Below are 13,732 nucleotides of genomic sequence, written 5' to 3' on the forward strand. Positions count from 1 at the left end.
GTTGCGGGGTCACGATCACTGTGTGGGCCGGCCCGCGGTTCGCGGATTAGTCATCCGACTCGATCCCGGGGCATCGAGTGGCCTTCGACAGCATGGAGGGCGTGATGATCGGACGGTTGCGGGAGATCGAGTACCTGCAGACGTTCGTGCGCGAAGTCGCCGTCACCGGAGGGGTGCTGCTGGTGTCCGGCGACGCCGGGGTGGGCAAGACCACGCTGCTGGACGCCGCGGCCGACTACACCAGGGCGTCCGGGGGAGATGTCTTGCGGACGACGGGCACCGAGCTCGAGGAGCAGATCAGCTACGCCGCTCTGAACCAGGCGCTGTACCCACTGCTGGACGACGTCGAGCAGCTCGGTACGGCCCAGCGCGACGCGCTGCAGGTGGCGCTCGGGTTCGGTGACGGACCACCCCCGGACAGACTGCTGGTATCCAACGCCGCCGCTGTTCTGCTCCGGCGGGCGGCAGCCCGCGCGCCCCTGGTGCTGATCGTCGACGACGTGCCCTGGATCGACCCGGCCAGCGCAGGGGTTCTGAGTTTCGTCGCGAGAAGGCTCGCCGGCAGCCGAGCCGGACTGCTGGTGGCTGCCCGCAGCGGCGAGGACCGGGGGTACTTCGACCGGACCGGGCTGCCGGAGTTCGGGCTGGAGCCCTTGGACGACGAAGCGGCCGGCCGCCTCCTGTCCGACCGGTTCCCCGACCTCGACGCGGCCGTCCGGACCCGGCTGCTCCAGACCGCGCAAGGCAACCCGCTGGCGTTGCTCGAACTTCCGCGGGCGCTGAGCCAGACTCAGCGCACCGGAGCGGAGCCACTGCCCCCGGTGCTGCCTCTTGGCCGGCATTTGCAGAGGTACTTCACGTCGCGCGTGGCGAAGCTGCCCGGCACGACCAGAACCTTCCTGCTCACGGCCGCATTGGAGGGCACCGGGGAGCTCGGAGTCCTCGAGGCGGCCGGCGCCGGTGTGTACAAGATCGACGACCTGGCACCGGCCGAGCAGGACCAACTGGTGCAGGTGAGTTCGCGCCGAGTCGTGTTTCGCCACCCGCTGATCCGATCCGCGGTCGTCGACGCCACGACCGCAGCGGAGCGCCGCCAGGCCCATCGCGCGCTGGCCGCGGCGCTCGTCGATCGGCCCGACCGCAGGGCGTGGCACCTCGGCGAGGCGACGACCGGGGCCGACGAGCAGGTTGCCGGCGTCCTGGAAGACGCGGCGCTGCGCCTGCTCCCGCGAGGCGACTACCAGTCGGTGGTGAGCCTGCTCACGCGCGCCGCCGATCTCAGCCCTGACCCCGCGGAGCGCGGTCGCCGGCTGGCCGCGGCGGCGTACATCGGCGCAGAGAGCACGGGCGAGATGACGAGTACGGCGGAACTGCTCGAAGGCAGCCGGCTCGCCGGCGGTCAAGCGAGCACATCCTTGTACTACGCGTCCGCCGCCGCCTTCGTGATGCTGAACGGGGACGGACAGGTCGACACCGCGCACCGGCTCCTGGTGAGTGCCCTCGACAGCAGTCCGCAGCAGCAGAACGCCGACGACCCGGAGGTCGTCCGGGCGCTCTGGACACTCGCACTCGTGTGCTTCGTGAGTGGCCGGCGGGAGTTGTGGGAGCAGCTGTACGCCGCGATCGCGAGACTCTCGGGCGGACCGTCACCGCTGCTCTCGCTCACGCTGGACATGTTCGCCGACCCGGCACGCACCGGAGTGGCCGCGCTGCCTCGTCTCCGCGCCGCGCTGCGGTCCGTGCACCACGAGAGCGATCCGAACATCGTGGACGACCTCGCCGGTGCGGCGATGTACGCCGATCGTCTCGTGGAGGTTCGCGAGGCCTTGTGGCGGGCCGTCCGGAACGGTCGCGAAGGTGGCCCGGCCCGACGGCACCTGGTGGCCCTGATGGACCTCTGCGTCGACGACTTCCACCGCGGCCAGTGGGACGAGGCCGCCGAGCTTGCGGCCGAAGGACTGTCGGTGACCGAGGAGCGGACCGGCCGTTTCTTCGGCTGGTACTTCCGTTATCACCAGGCGCTGCTCGCCGCGGTCCAGGGCAGGTTCGAGACCAGCCGGGCGCTCGCCCACGAGATGATCGGCTGGGCCGGACCCAGAGGCGTGGGTACCGCACGTGTTTACGCGCACCACGCCCTGGTGCTGGCCGATCTCGGCGCCGGCGACTTCGAGAGCGCATACCGAAACGCGGCCGCGGTGAGCCCGGCCGGCACCCTGGCGTCCCACGTTCCGCACGCGCTGTGGATCGCGATGGACCTCGTCGAGGCCGCCGTACACACCGGCAGGCGAATCGAAGCGGAACGCCACGTCCACGCGCTGCGAGAGGCTCAGATCAGCAAGCTTTCTCCCAGACTGGCGATCCTCGTGGCGGGATCCGCGGCCATGGTGGCAGGGGAGGAGGAGGCGAGCGCACTCTTCGAGGACGCGCTCAGCCTGCCCGCGGCCGAGCAGTGGCCGTTCGATGTCGCGCGCGTTCGTCTCGTGTACGGCGAGCAGCTGCGGCGCGCCCGGGCGCTGACCGAGGCCAAGGTCCAGTTGCAGACAGCCCTGGCCGCGTTCCGGACGCTCGGCGCCGATCCCTGGACCCAACGGGCCGAGCGTGAACTACGCGCCGCTGGTCTCGCACCGACCCTGGCGGCGCCGAGCCTCCCCGCGCTGACTGCCCAAGAGCTCCAGATCGCCCGGCTCGCCGCCTCCGGGCTGACGAACAAGGAGATCGCGACACAGCTCTACCTGTCGCCGCGCACGATCGGCGGACACCTCTACCGGATCTTCCCGAAGTTGGGCATCACTACCCGAGCTGCCCTCCGGGACGCCCTCGACGGGGACGACGACAACTAGAGCGGCTTCTGGTAGGCGATGGCTCGGGCGACGATGTGGTAGTTGAGCTGTTCGTTGATGGCGATCATGTGGGCGTTGGACTCGGCGTTCCAGGTGTCGAGCTGGGTGACGGCGGTCTCCTGCTCGCGCAGCCACAGGAGCATGTCGCACTTGACCAGGGCGCCGAGGCGGTGGCCGCGGTGCTTGCGGTCGACGGCGGTGTCGTGCTGCTCGGCGATGTTCGGTCGTTCCTGCTCGACCGCGACGACCGAGTGCCCGGCCAGCTCGCCGGTCGAACGCTCCCGCGCGATCACGCGATACACGGTCCGGTCGTGGGCGATCTGAGCAGCTTCGTACGCGCGCAGCCGCTCCGGCGTGAACACGTCGTCCTCGATGTCCAGGTCGTCCTTCGGCGCATCGTTGATCGACTCGGTCAGTGCGACCATGCCGCCCAGCAGTTCCTCGGGCACCGGCCCGATCACCCGCAGCAGCTCGTACGCCGTCGATGCCTGCACCGCCTCGTCGTACAGGCGCTGTACGACGGACCAGTCGAGGCCGGCGATGTCCTGCCGCCGGTTGACCTCGATCGCCTTCTGCTCGAACCCGTGCCGCAGCGAGAACGCGTTCGCCTTCGGCAGGTCCCAGTTGTCCGTGCCGACGGAGGTCCGGCCCAGTTCGCGGGCCAACCGCTCGCCGTACGCGACCAGCTCCGAGCCGATCCCGTGCCCCCGGTGATCCGGATGCACCTGGACCTCGAGCCACGCGAGATGGGTGTTGTCGTACGTCGGGGTGTGCAGGCCGAGGAGTCCGACGGTCACGCCGTCGTCGTCGCGGGCCAGGTAGGCCTGGCCGGGGTCGCCGTCCCAGCCGTACTTCAAATGGGCGGCGTAGCTGCGCGGTGTCGGCAGCAACCACTCCGGGCAGTCCAGCTTCGCCGCTACGGTCAGCAGGGCTACGGCTTCCGTGCACCCGGCCTCGTCGTCGGGTGACAGTCTCGTGATCTCCACGCCCTCAGCGTCCATCAGCCGGGCGGTTATCGCGAGTGGTTTATTCGCCGTCGAGAAGTTCCACGGCCGCCGCGTAGGTCAGCTCGGCATAGGCATTCCATACGCGTGGTCAACGGTCATCGAGAACATCAGCCGTTTGTCCTGCACCATGACCGCGCGGTACTCGTCCCAGTCCGGGTGCTCACCCGAAGCGGTCCGGTAGTAATCCACAAGATCCTCGACGACCGCGTCGTGCGGGTCGGCGGCGACCGGGCTGAGCTCGGCCTTCCCTTCCAGTACGACGTACGAGCGGCCGCGCGGGTCACCGACGTACAGGCTGGCTCGCGGATCGCGGCGCAAGTTCTTCGTCTTGGCCCGGTCGTCGGTGAGTGAGACCCGGATCCGGGTGCCGTCGTAAACATAGGTGACGTTCGACAGTTGGGGTCGTCCGTCCCGCTTGATCGTGACCAGGACGCCGAGTCCGTGGCTGCCGATCCGGTCGCTGAGGGAATCAGTCATGATTGAAGCCTAAATATTCAAGCCCCCTTGAAGGCAACCTCAGACCAGGAACAACGTCTTCAGGTGCTGACAAGCAAGACGCCGGCGATGATCGTGGTGAGGCCGGCGATGCGGGTTGGAGTGAGCCGCTCGTGCAGCACGACCGCACCGAGCAAGGCGCCGAGTACGACGTTCAGCGTGCGGCCGATCGCCACCGTGTCGACCGATGCGACCGACAACGCCAGCAAAACAAGGCCATAGCTCGCCGGCGTCAGGACAGCGATCGGCACCGCGCGCCGCCACTGAGTGCAGTCCAGCTTCCGGACCAGTGCCGACAACACGACAACCTGAGCCACATTCGCCACGGCGAGATACGTCAGGACGCCGACGCCGAGCGACGTGACGGAGAAGCCGTCCCACAGGGTGTAAGCAGCAGTACAGCTCGCCACGGCCAGGCCCAGGGCAATCCCGCGCCCCAACCGGCGCGAGTGCACCCCGTCCATGAGCAGTACGCCGCCCAGCACCAGCGCGGCACCGACGAACACCCACGGACCGGATCCGCCCAGCCACGGAATCGCCGCCACGGTCACCAGTACCGGAGCCGTCCCCCGACTGACCGGATAAACCGTCGAGAACTCCCCAGCGGCATAGGCCTTCTGCAGTGTGACGGCGTACGCGGTGTGCAGGACCATGCTCACCAGTCCGGCCCACCAGGTCCCCGTGAGAGCGCCGCGGGTCGCCGAGTGGACCAGCAGTACGAGCGATACCGGCAGGGTCACCAGACCGCACAGCCACACGAACGCCGGACCTCCCGCACGGGACGTCTTCATGAGTAGATTCCACGCGGCATGGCAGCACGCGGATGCCGTCAGAAGGCCCAGGGCGATCACGTAGACAGTGTCTACAGGATCGGTCTAGACGTTGTCTACCAACCATTCCGCGGCGCGCCCATCACCCTCTGTGTCTCGGCGATCGAGACCCCGGGTTCGACGGGGTAACCGGGTTGTGCATAGACTCCCTGGCATCATGCGGCACCAGCTTCTCCTCCTTCGCTGCCGCGGCGAGGCCTGACCAGGCCGGTTCCCTCGCCGCGGAGTCTCGTCGTACGCCGGTCGTCCCTCACGACACCCGCAGTACACCCTCCCGAGGAGAACCCCCGTGGCACCCAAGAACCAGCCCAAGCCTGTCCAGCAGTCCTCCGGCATGCCGATCCAGCGCTACCGCGCGTTCCCGCCGATCGACCTGCCGGACCGCACCTGGCCCACCAAAACCGTCGACCGGACCCCGCGCTGGCTGTCCACCGACCTCCGCGACGGTAACCAGGCGCTGGTCGAGCCGATGTCGCCGGCCCGGAAGCGGCGGATGTTCGACCTGCTGGTGTCGATGGGCTACAAGGAGATCGAGGTCGGCTTCCCGAGCGCCAGCCAGTACGACTTCGACTTCGTCCGCAGCCTGATCGAGGACGACGTCATCCCCGACGACGTGACGATCTCGGTGCTGACCCAGGCCCGCGACGAGCTGATCGAGCGGACCGTGCAGTCACTGCAGGGCTCGCCGAAGGCCACCATCCACCTCTATAACGCGACCGCGCCGCTGTTCCGCCGGGTCGTCTTCGCCGTGGACAAGGCGGAGTGCCGCACCATCGCGGTCCGCGGCACCGAGACTGTGATGAAGTACGCCGACGAGATCCTGGGCGACTGCGAGTTCGGCTACCAGTACAGCCCGGAGATCTTCACCGGCACCGAGCTGGAGTTCGCGCTGGAGGTGTGCGAGGCGGTCTCCGACGTCTGGCAGCCCGCCGAGGGCCGGGAGATCATCCTGAACCTGCCGGCCACCGTCGAGATGTCCACCCCGAACGTGTACGCCGACCAGATCGAGTGGTTCGGCCGCAACCTGACCCGGCGCGAGCACAGCACGATCAGCCTGCACCCGCACAACGACCGCGGGACGGCGGTGGCCGCCACCGAGCTGGCCCTGATGGCCGGCGCGGACCGGGTCGAGGGCTGCCTGTTCGGCCACGGTGAGCGGACGGGCAACGTGGACCTGGTCACGCTGGGGATGAACCTGTTCAGCCAGGGCATCGACCCGCAGATCGACTTCTCGGACATCGACGAGATCCGCCGCACGGTCGAGTACTGCACGCAGATGCGCGTTCCCGAGCGGCAGCCGTACGCCGGTGACCTGGTCTACACCGCATTCTCCGGATCGCACCAGGACGCGATCAAGAAGGGCCTGGAGGCGCTGGACAAGCAGGCGGCGGCCGAGGGCAGGCCGGTCGGCGAGATCGCCTGGGAGGCGCCGTACCTGCCGATCGACCCGAAGGACGTCGGCCGGTCGTACGAGGCGGTCATCCGGGTCAACTCGCAGTCCGGCAAGGGCGGCGTCGCGTACATCATGAAGTCCGAGCACCGGCTCGACCTGCCGCGCCGGCTGCAGATCGAGTTCAGCCGGGTGATCCAGCAGCACACCGACTCCGAGGGCGGCGAGGTCGGCCCGCAGCAGATGTGGGACATCTTCGCGGCCGAGTACCTGGCCCCTGGCAAGCTGTCACTGCTCACGGTCAACTCGACATCCGGCGAGGGCCAAGGCGATCAGCTGCGCGTTCAGGTCTATTCCAATGGGGTCCCACACGAGTTGGTTGGCGAAGGCAACGGCCCGGTCTCGGCTTTCGTCGACGCTATCAAGCCGCTCAAGTACGACATCCGCGTACTGGACTATCACGAGCACGCGCTGTCCGCGGGCGGTGACGCGCTGGCCGCGGCGTACGTCGAGTGCGAGGTCGGCGACGAGGTCTTCTGGGGCGTCGGGCGGGACGCCAACATCCTGACCGCCTCGCTCAAGGCGGTCGTGTCCGCCATCAACCGCGCCACTCGCTGAGCAATCAGGTATCGCCCGTCTCCCCGTGTCGGAGGCGTGCGATTCCAGCACTCCCCGATACCGTTGCGTCACGGTTCGCAACGTTGTCTCAACGTTGCCTCAAGACGTTGACTCGATGACTGGGGTTGCGCACACTGTCGTCACTATGCGCAGATCCTTGCAAGACAGCATTACTAAGTCTTGTGGTCTGAGGGGTCTGCGCCACCGACTTTCCCTGGCAGTCGCGTGGAGGTGAGCAGTGAGCGGTGCGGTCGAGACACCCGCGTCGAAACTGATCGAAGGTCCGGCCGAACAACCGAGACCGACAGTCGTTCGACGCTTCACAAGTGCCTGGCTGGTCCGAAGATTCGCGAAGGCGATCTTGACCATCTTTCTGGTCACGACGATGACGTTCTTCCTGGTCCGGCTGCTGCCGGGGAACCCGGTCGACACCTTCATCTCGACCCAGATCGCGCAGACCGGTGTCTCCTACGCCGACGCCGCCGCGCAGGCGCAGAGCCTGTTCTCGCTCGATCCGGACCAGCCGCTGATCCAGCAGTACCTCCAGTACATGCTCAACATGCTGCACGGTGACTTCGGGAACTCGCTGCTGTCACCCGGCACCACGGTGGCCGAGGTCATCAAGACCTACCTGCCCTGGACGCTGTTCTCCGTCGGCATCGCCACGACCCTCGCCTTCATCATCGGCATCATCTCCGGGATGGTGATGGCCTACCGCCGGGAGAGCTGGATCGACCACCTGCTGACCTCGGTCGGGGCGCTGCTGCACGCGATCCCAAACTACATCCTCGCGATCCTGATCGTGGTCTTCCTCGGCGTGAAGCTGCAGCTGTTCGACCTGACCAAGGCCCGCGGCTCGTTCTCGCCCGGCGTGGAGCCGTCGTTCAGCCTGAGCTTCCTGAACGATGCGCTGTACCACGCGACGCTGCCGATCCTCGCCTACACACTGACCACGGTCGGGTCCTGGGCGCTGGTGATGAAGTCGTCGACGGTGGAGACCCTGGGCGAGGACTACGTGACCGTTGCCCGGGCCCGCGGCCTGACCGACGGGCGCATCCGCACCGGGTACGTCGGACGCAACGCGGTACTGCCGTTGTTCAGCGCGCTCGCGGTGTCGCTCGGATTCGTCGTCGGCGGCGCGATCTTCGTCGAGAAGATCTTCGGCTACCAGGGCATCGGCTACAGCCTCTTCACCGCGCTCAACGGCCGCGACTACGCGGTCCTGCAGGGGATCTTCCTCGTCCTGACCATCTCGGTGGTGCTGGCCAACCTGGTCGCCGACATCCTCTACAGCCGGCTGGATCCGCGGATCCGCGTCGGCGGCAAGTCGAAGGGGTGACGAGATGTCCGACATGACTGACACAGTGATCGGCGATACCGACACCGCGATCGGTACGACGAGCATCGGGAAATTCTCCAGCATCCTCCGGGGGCTGCGGCGCAGCCCGGCCGGTTTCATCGGCTTCGTGATCGTGGCGCTGCTGGTGCTGATCACCGCGATCGGGCCGTTCTTCACCCCGGACGTGGTGCCCGACGTGAAGTCGATCATGCTGCCCGCAGGTTCGCCCGGGCACCTGCTCGGCACCGACAACGAGGGCAAAGATGTGCTGATCCAGATGATCGACGGCGGCCGGGCCGTCATCTTCATCGGATTCCTCGCCGCGGCGATCTCGACAGTCATCGCGATCGTCCTCGGGTCGCTGGCCGCCTACCTCGGCGGGTGGGTCGACTCGGTGGTGGTCACCGCCGCCGACGTCGCGCTCACGATCCCGACGATCGTCCTGCTCGCGGTGCTCGGTGCGATGTTCAAGCTCGACTCGCCGCTCCTGCTCGCCCTGCTGGTCGGCGCTCTGGCGTGGCCGGTGCTGACTCGGGCGGTGCGGTCGCTGGTGCTCTCACTGAAGGAACGTGAGTTCGTCGAGGCGGCCCGGCTGCTCGACCTCGGCACGCCCCGGGTGATCTTCGTCGAGATCCTGCCGAACATGGCCAGCTTCATCCTGATGAACTTCATGATCGCCGTCACCAACGCGATCTACGCGCTGGTCGGCCTCTACCTGCTGGGTCTGGCGCCGTTGACCGGATCGAACTGGGGCATCATGCTCAACCGCGCCTGGATCGCCGGCGCCATCTTCAACGACGCGAGCCTGGCGTTCATCCTGGCCCCGATCGTGGCGATCGTCCTCCTGCTGCTCGGATTGGTGATGATGACGAGATCGCTCGAAGAAATCCTCAACCCGCGTCTCCGGGACCGGTGAGCATGGTGACCAGCACAGCGGGAGCGACCCGCGCGGTGCGCGGCGGCCAGGGCAAGCCACTGCTGTCCATCCGCGACTTCAAGGTCGAGTACCGGACCGGAGCCGGCGCCACGGTGCACGCCGTCCGGGGAATCGACCTGGATCTCTACCCCGGCGAAAGCCTCGCGCTGGTGGGGGAGAGCGGCTGTGGCAAGACGACCTTCGGGCTCGGTCTGCTGCGGTTGCTGCCCCGCCTCGGCCACGCCTCCGGAACAGTGACGTTCAACCGCGGCGACGGCGCCGAGATCGACATCCTCGGTCTCGACGGCCGCGACCTGCGGCAGTTCCGCTGGCGGGACGCGGCGATGGTCTTCCAGGGCGCGATGAACGCCTTCAACCCGTTGCTGAAGATCCGCGGGCACATGCACGACACGATGCGGGCGCACACCAAGGCCAGCAGGCAGGAGATCGAGGACCGGGCCGGGGAGCTGCTGCGACTGGTCCGGCTCGAGCCGGCCCGGGTGATGGACAGCTACCCGCACGAACTGTCCGGCGGCATGCGGCAGCGGGTGCTGATCGCGATGAGCCTGCTGCTCGAGCCTGAGGTCCTGATCCTGGACGAGCCGACCACGGCCCTGGACATCCTCACGCAGCGTTCGATCGTCGACGTACTGCACGAGGTCCGGGAGCGGCTCGGCTTCTCGATGATCTTCATCTCGCACGACCTGTCGCTGGCCGCGGAGCTCGCCGACCGGGTCGCCACCATGTACGCCGGTCGCATCGTCGAGACCGGTGGCGTCCGGGACCTGTTCTACCAGCCACGGCATCCGTACACGCTCGCCCTGATCAACGCCGTGCCGCCGATCGTCGGCGACCTGCCGGATCTCGAGTCGATCCCGGGCGGTCCGCCGAGTCTGGCCGCGTTGCCGCGGGGCTGCACGTTCCACCCGCGCTGCAAGTTCGCCACGGAGGAGTGCAAGGCGGCCGACCCGCCGCTGCTTGCGGTGACCGACCAGTCGGGCGACGCGCACGAGGTCGCCTGCATCCATTCCGGTGAGGTGCACCTCGATCGACGGGTGCGAAGCGACGACTTGGAGACGCCCGCATGACCGCGACGGAGACGGCCCCGGACGCGACGGCTGAGGGGCGCAAGCCACTGATGACGCTCGCGGGGGTCAGTCAGGTGTTCGACACCAAGGCCGGCCCGATCCGCGCGGTCGATCACGTCGACCTGTCCGTGAATCCCGGTGAGGTGCTCTGCCTGGTCGGCGAGAGCGGCTCCGGCAAGACCACGGCCGCCCGGATGGCGGCCGGTCTGGCCCGGCCGACCGACGGGCAGGTGGCCTTCGACGGCACCGACATCTGGTCGATGAAGCGGCAGGAGTTCGGCCGCTTCCGGCGCAGCGTCCAGTACGTTCACCAGGATCCGTACGCCTCGCTGAACCCGACCCGGACCATCCAGCAGACGCTGACCGCGCCGCTGCTCAAGCACGGGGTGGTCAAAGGCTCGAAGGCCGCGGCTGCGCACGCGGCCGAGCTGCTGAAGAAGGTCGACCTGACGCCACCGGAGAACTTCCTGCAGAAGTACCCGCACCAGCTGTCCGGCGGCCAGCGGCAGCGGGCGTCGGTCGCCCGGGCGCTGACGCTGGACCCGAAGCTCATCATCGCCGACGAGTCGACCTCGATGCTCGACGTCTCGATCCGGATCAGCGTGCTGGCGATGCTCGGCCGGCTGCGCGACGACCTCGGCGTTGGGTTCCTCTTCATCACCCACGACCTGGCAATCGCGAAGTACTTCGGCTGGAACGGCAAGACCGCGGTGATGTACCTGGGCCGGATCGTCGAGTTCGGGCCGACCCGGCAGATCATCAACGCGCCCACGCATCCGTACACCCAGGCGCTGATCGACGCGATCCCGGAGCCTGATCCCGACCTGACCAAGACCAAGGGCGCCGGCTCGCTGCGCAGCCTGGAGATCCCGAGTCTGGCGCACCTGCCACCCGGGTGTGCATTCCATCCGCGCTGCGGCCGGTTCGAGGGCGGCCTGTGTGACGGCGAGGTGCCCGGTCTGGTCGAAGTACGTTCTGGTCAGTCGGCCGCGTGCCACGTGGTGGCCCGCGACGGCGCCGACGAGCTCCGGCCGGTCGAGAAGCTCCGGCCGGATGAACCGGCCGGCTGATGCCGCCCGAGATCGGCCGAGTTGCTCTCGGCTGGGCGACGTTCCTGGTCCTGGCCAGCGTGGTTCTGCTGTTCACGCTGACGCCGGGGACACCGGAGTTCGTGATCACCCTGTTCACCTTGTGTTTGGGCCTGCTCTTGGGCCTGATCGTCGTCGCCGGGGTCGTCCTGACCAGGCGCCGGGAGAAACGCGAGGACGGTTAGTAACACCAGTAGTAGTGCCTGACCACGCGGGCGTGCGGTCAGTTCAGGAAAGGACGAAGGATGAGTCCCACCGGCACCAACGAATCCGGCGCTAGCGACCGGACCAACGCGGTCTCTCGCCGGCACGTGCTCCAGCTGTTCGGCATCGCCGGCGTCGGCATCGCCGGCGTCGGGTCGCTGGAGGCGTGTTCACCGAGCTCTCCGACCGCGGAGAGCAGCAAGTCGGGTGGCAACAAGGAGTTCCACGGCGCGTACCCCTACCAGCTGCCACCCAAGGGTCACTTCAACCTGGCCGCCGGCGTCACCGACGGCATCCAGCAGCAGAGCCCGTATCTCGATCTGATCTACCCCAGCGGCGGTCTGTACTACTGGCAGGACAAGAAGTGGGAATACATGATGGCCGAGTCCAGCAAGCTGGACGAGGCGGCCAACACCTACACGATGAAGCTCCGGTCCGGCCTGACCTGGAGTGACGGTTCACCCGTGACCGCCAAGGACGTCGTCTCCACGTTCAACCTGCACTGGCTGATGCGCCAGCAGTCGTGGACGTTCCTGTCCGACGTCAAGGCGCAGGACGACACCACCGTCCTGTTCACCATCGGCACGCCGTCGACGGTGCTCGAGCGCTACATTCTCCGGGCGCCGATCCTGCCGGACTCCGTCTACGGTCAGTGGGCCACCAAGGCCGAGACGATGCGCAAGGCCAAGACCAGCCTGGACAGCGCCGAAGGCAAGGCGCTGAACGGCGACTTCCAGAAGTTCCGCCCGGAGAACCCGGTCGTGTCAGGCCCGTTCAACTACGACACGAAGACCATGACCAACTCCCAGATGAGCCTGGTCAAGAACGACAAGGGCCTGTTCGCCGACAAGATCGGCTTCAGCAAGGTCCTGCTGTACAACGGTGAGACCTCGGACATCACCCCGACGGTAATGAACAAGGACGTCGACTACGCCACCCACGGCTTCGCGGTGGCCAGCGAGAAGACCTTCCTGTCCACCGGCTTCCGGATCCTCCGTCCGCCGGTGTACTCGGGTCCGGCCCTGGTGTACAACTTCACCACCCACCCGGAGTTCAGCGACGTCCGGGTGCGGCAGGCGATCGCCTACATCATCGACCGCAACGAGAACGGCACCGTCGCGCTCGGCGACTCCGGCAAGGCCTGCAAGTTCATGGCCGGTTTCTCCGACATCGCCGTACCGGACTGGATCTCCGACGCCGACCAGAAGAAGCTGCAGGCCTACGAGAAGGACGAGGCGAAGGCCACCCAGCTGCTGCAGGCGGCGGGCTGGAAGAAGGCCGGCGACAAGTGGCAGCTGCCGTCGGGCAAGCCTGCGGCGTACGACATCAAGTTCCCGACCGAGTTCGCCGACTGGAACCCGGCTGCCACCAACGCGGCCGACCAGCTGAACAAGTTCGGGTTCAACATCACCAAGCGGGGCATCACCTTCACCCAGCTGAACCCGGACGTCCTGGCCGGCAAGTTCGACATGGCGATCCAGAGCTGGGGCGCGTCGTCGCACCCGCACCCGTACTTCTCGTTCGTCCAGGACCTCTACACGTTCAACTACGTGACCGCGGCGAACTCCGGCGGCAAGGGAATGAACTTCCCGCTCAAGCAGACGACGTCCGCGGGTCCGATCGACCTGCAGGCCGTCGTCGACAAGTCCGCCCAGGGCCTGAACGTCGACGAGCAGAAGAAGAACGTCACCGCCGCGGCGCTGGCGTTCAACGAACTGCTCCCGATCATGCCGCTCTGGGAGCGCTACGGTAACAACCCGGCGCTGGAAGGGGTCCGAGTCGCCAAGTTCCCGGCGGACGACGACCCGATCCTGAAGAACGCGCCGTACGCGGACAACTTCGTGATCATGTACATGTACCAGGGCAAGGTCGCGCCGGTTTAGGTTATCCACTGGCGGACTGACCCGATTGTTTGGT

At 67.4% G+C, this 13,732-nt stretch carries 11 protein-coding genes; 8 read left to right on the forward strand and 3 right to left on the reverse strand.

Translation table 11 applies throughout. From position 1 onward, the window contains the following. Positions 1–104 precede the first annotated feature (104 nt). Positions 105–2,840, forward strand: a complete 2,736-nt coding sequence (locus OG555_RS26880; RefSeq protein WP_329475327.1) for an ATP-binding protein — start codon at positions 105–107, stop codon at positions 2,838–2,840. Here the strand turns inward: OG555_RS26880 and OG555_RS26885 are convergent. From OG555_RS26885 to OG555_RS26895, 3 genes are all read right to left on the reverse strand, one after another. After that, positions 2,837–3,826, reverse strand: a complete 990-nt coding sequence (locus OG555_RS26885) for a GNAT family N-acetyltransferase (protein ID WP_329475328.1) — start codon at positions 3,824–3,826, stop codon at positions 2,837–2,839. The genes OG555_RS26880 and OG555_RS26885 overlap by 4 nt on opposite strands. Positions 3,827–3,904: 78 nt before the next feature. After that, positions 3,905–4,324 carry a PPOX class F420-dependent oxidoreductase gene (locus OG555_RS26890; protein WP_329475329.1) on the reverse strand — a complete coding sequence of 140 codons (420 nt, stop codon included), beginning with the start codon at positions 4,322–4,324 and terminating at the stop codon, positions 3,905–3,907. Between the two features lie 59 nt (positions 4,325–4,383). Further along, the gene (locus OG555_RS26895; RefSeq protein WP_329475330.1) at positions 4,384–5,133 is read right to left on the reverse strand and encodes a DMT family transporter; all 750 of its coding nucleotides are present in this window, start codon (positions 5,131–5,133) and stop codon (positions 4,384–4,386) included. Positions 5,134–5,506: 373 nt separating this feature from the next. Here OG555_RS26895 and leuA point away from each other — a divergent pair, with 373 nt between their 5' ends. The 7 genes from leuA (at position 5,507) to OG555_RS26930 (ending at position 13,698) form a co-directional block, all read left to right on the forward strand. Beyond that, a complete protein-coding gene (gene leuA, locus OG555_RS26900; protein ID WP_329484876.1) occupies positions 5,507–7,180 on the forward strand; it encodes a 2-isopropylmalate synthase in 1,674 nt (557 codons plus the stop codon). A 361-nt stretch (positions 7,181–7,541) separates the two neighbouring features. Continuing rightward, the gene (locus OG555_RS26905; protein ID WP_329475331.1) at positions 7,542–8,519 is read left to right on the forward strand and encodes an ABC transporter permease; all 978 of its coding nucleotides are present in this window, start codon (positions 7,542–7,544) and stop codon (positions 8,517–8,519) included. 13 nt (positions 8,520–8,532) lie between these two features. Further along, positions 8,533–9,435 carry an ABC transporter permease gene (locus OG555_RS26910; RefSeq protein WP_329475332.1) on the forward strand — a complete coding sequence of 301 codons (903 nt, stop codon included), beginning with the start codon at positions 8,533–8,535 and terminating at the stop codon, positions 9,433–9,435. 2 nt (positions 9,436–9,437) lie between these two features. Further along, the gene (locus OG555_RS26915; protein ID WP_329475333.1) at positions 9,438–10,523 is read left to right on the forward strand and encodes an ABC transporter ATP-binding protein; all 1,086 of its coding nucleotides are present in this window, start codon (positions 9,438–9,440) and stop codon (positions 10,521–10,523) included. Beyond that, the gene (locus OG555_RS26920) at positions 10,520–11,593 is read left to right on the forward strand and encodes an ABC transporter ATP-binding protein (protein ID WP_329475334.1); all 1,074 of its coding nucleotides are present in this window, start codon (positions 10,520–10,522) and stop codon (positions 11,591–11,593) included. The genes OG555_RS26915 and OG555_RS26920 overlap by 4 nt, the downstream gene beginning before the upstream one ends. Further along, entirely contained in the window at positions 11,593–11,796 is a 204-nt protein-coding gene (locus OG555_RS26925) for a hypothetical protein (protein WP_329475335.1), read from the forward strand. Before OG555_RS26920 ends, OG555_RS26925 begins: the two co-directional genes overlap by 1 nt. A 60-nt stretch (positions 11,797–11,856) precedes the next feature. Then, positions 11,857–13,698, forward strand: coding sequence for an ABC transporter substrate-binding protein (locus OG555_RS26930; protein ID WP_329475336.1), 1,842 nt, complete (start codon positions 11,857–11,859; stop codon positions 13,696–13,698). Positions 13,699–13,732 lie beyond the last annotated feature (34 nt).

It is taken from the genome of Kribbella sp. NBC_01484, assembly GCF_036227145.1.
In the GTDB taxonomy this organism is placed as follows: Bacteria; Actinomycetota; Actinomycetes; order Propionibacteriales; family Kribbellaceae; genus Kribbella.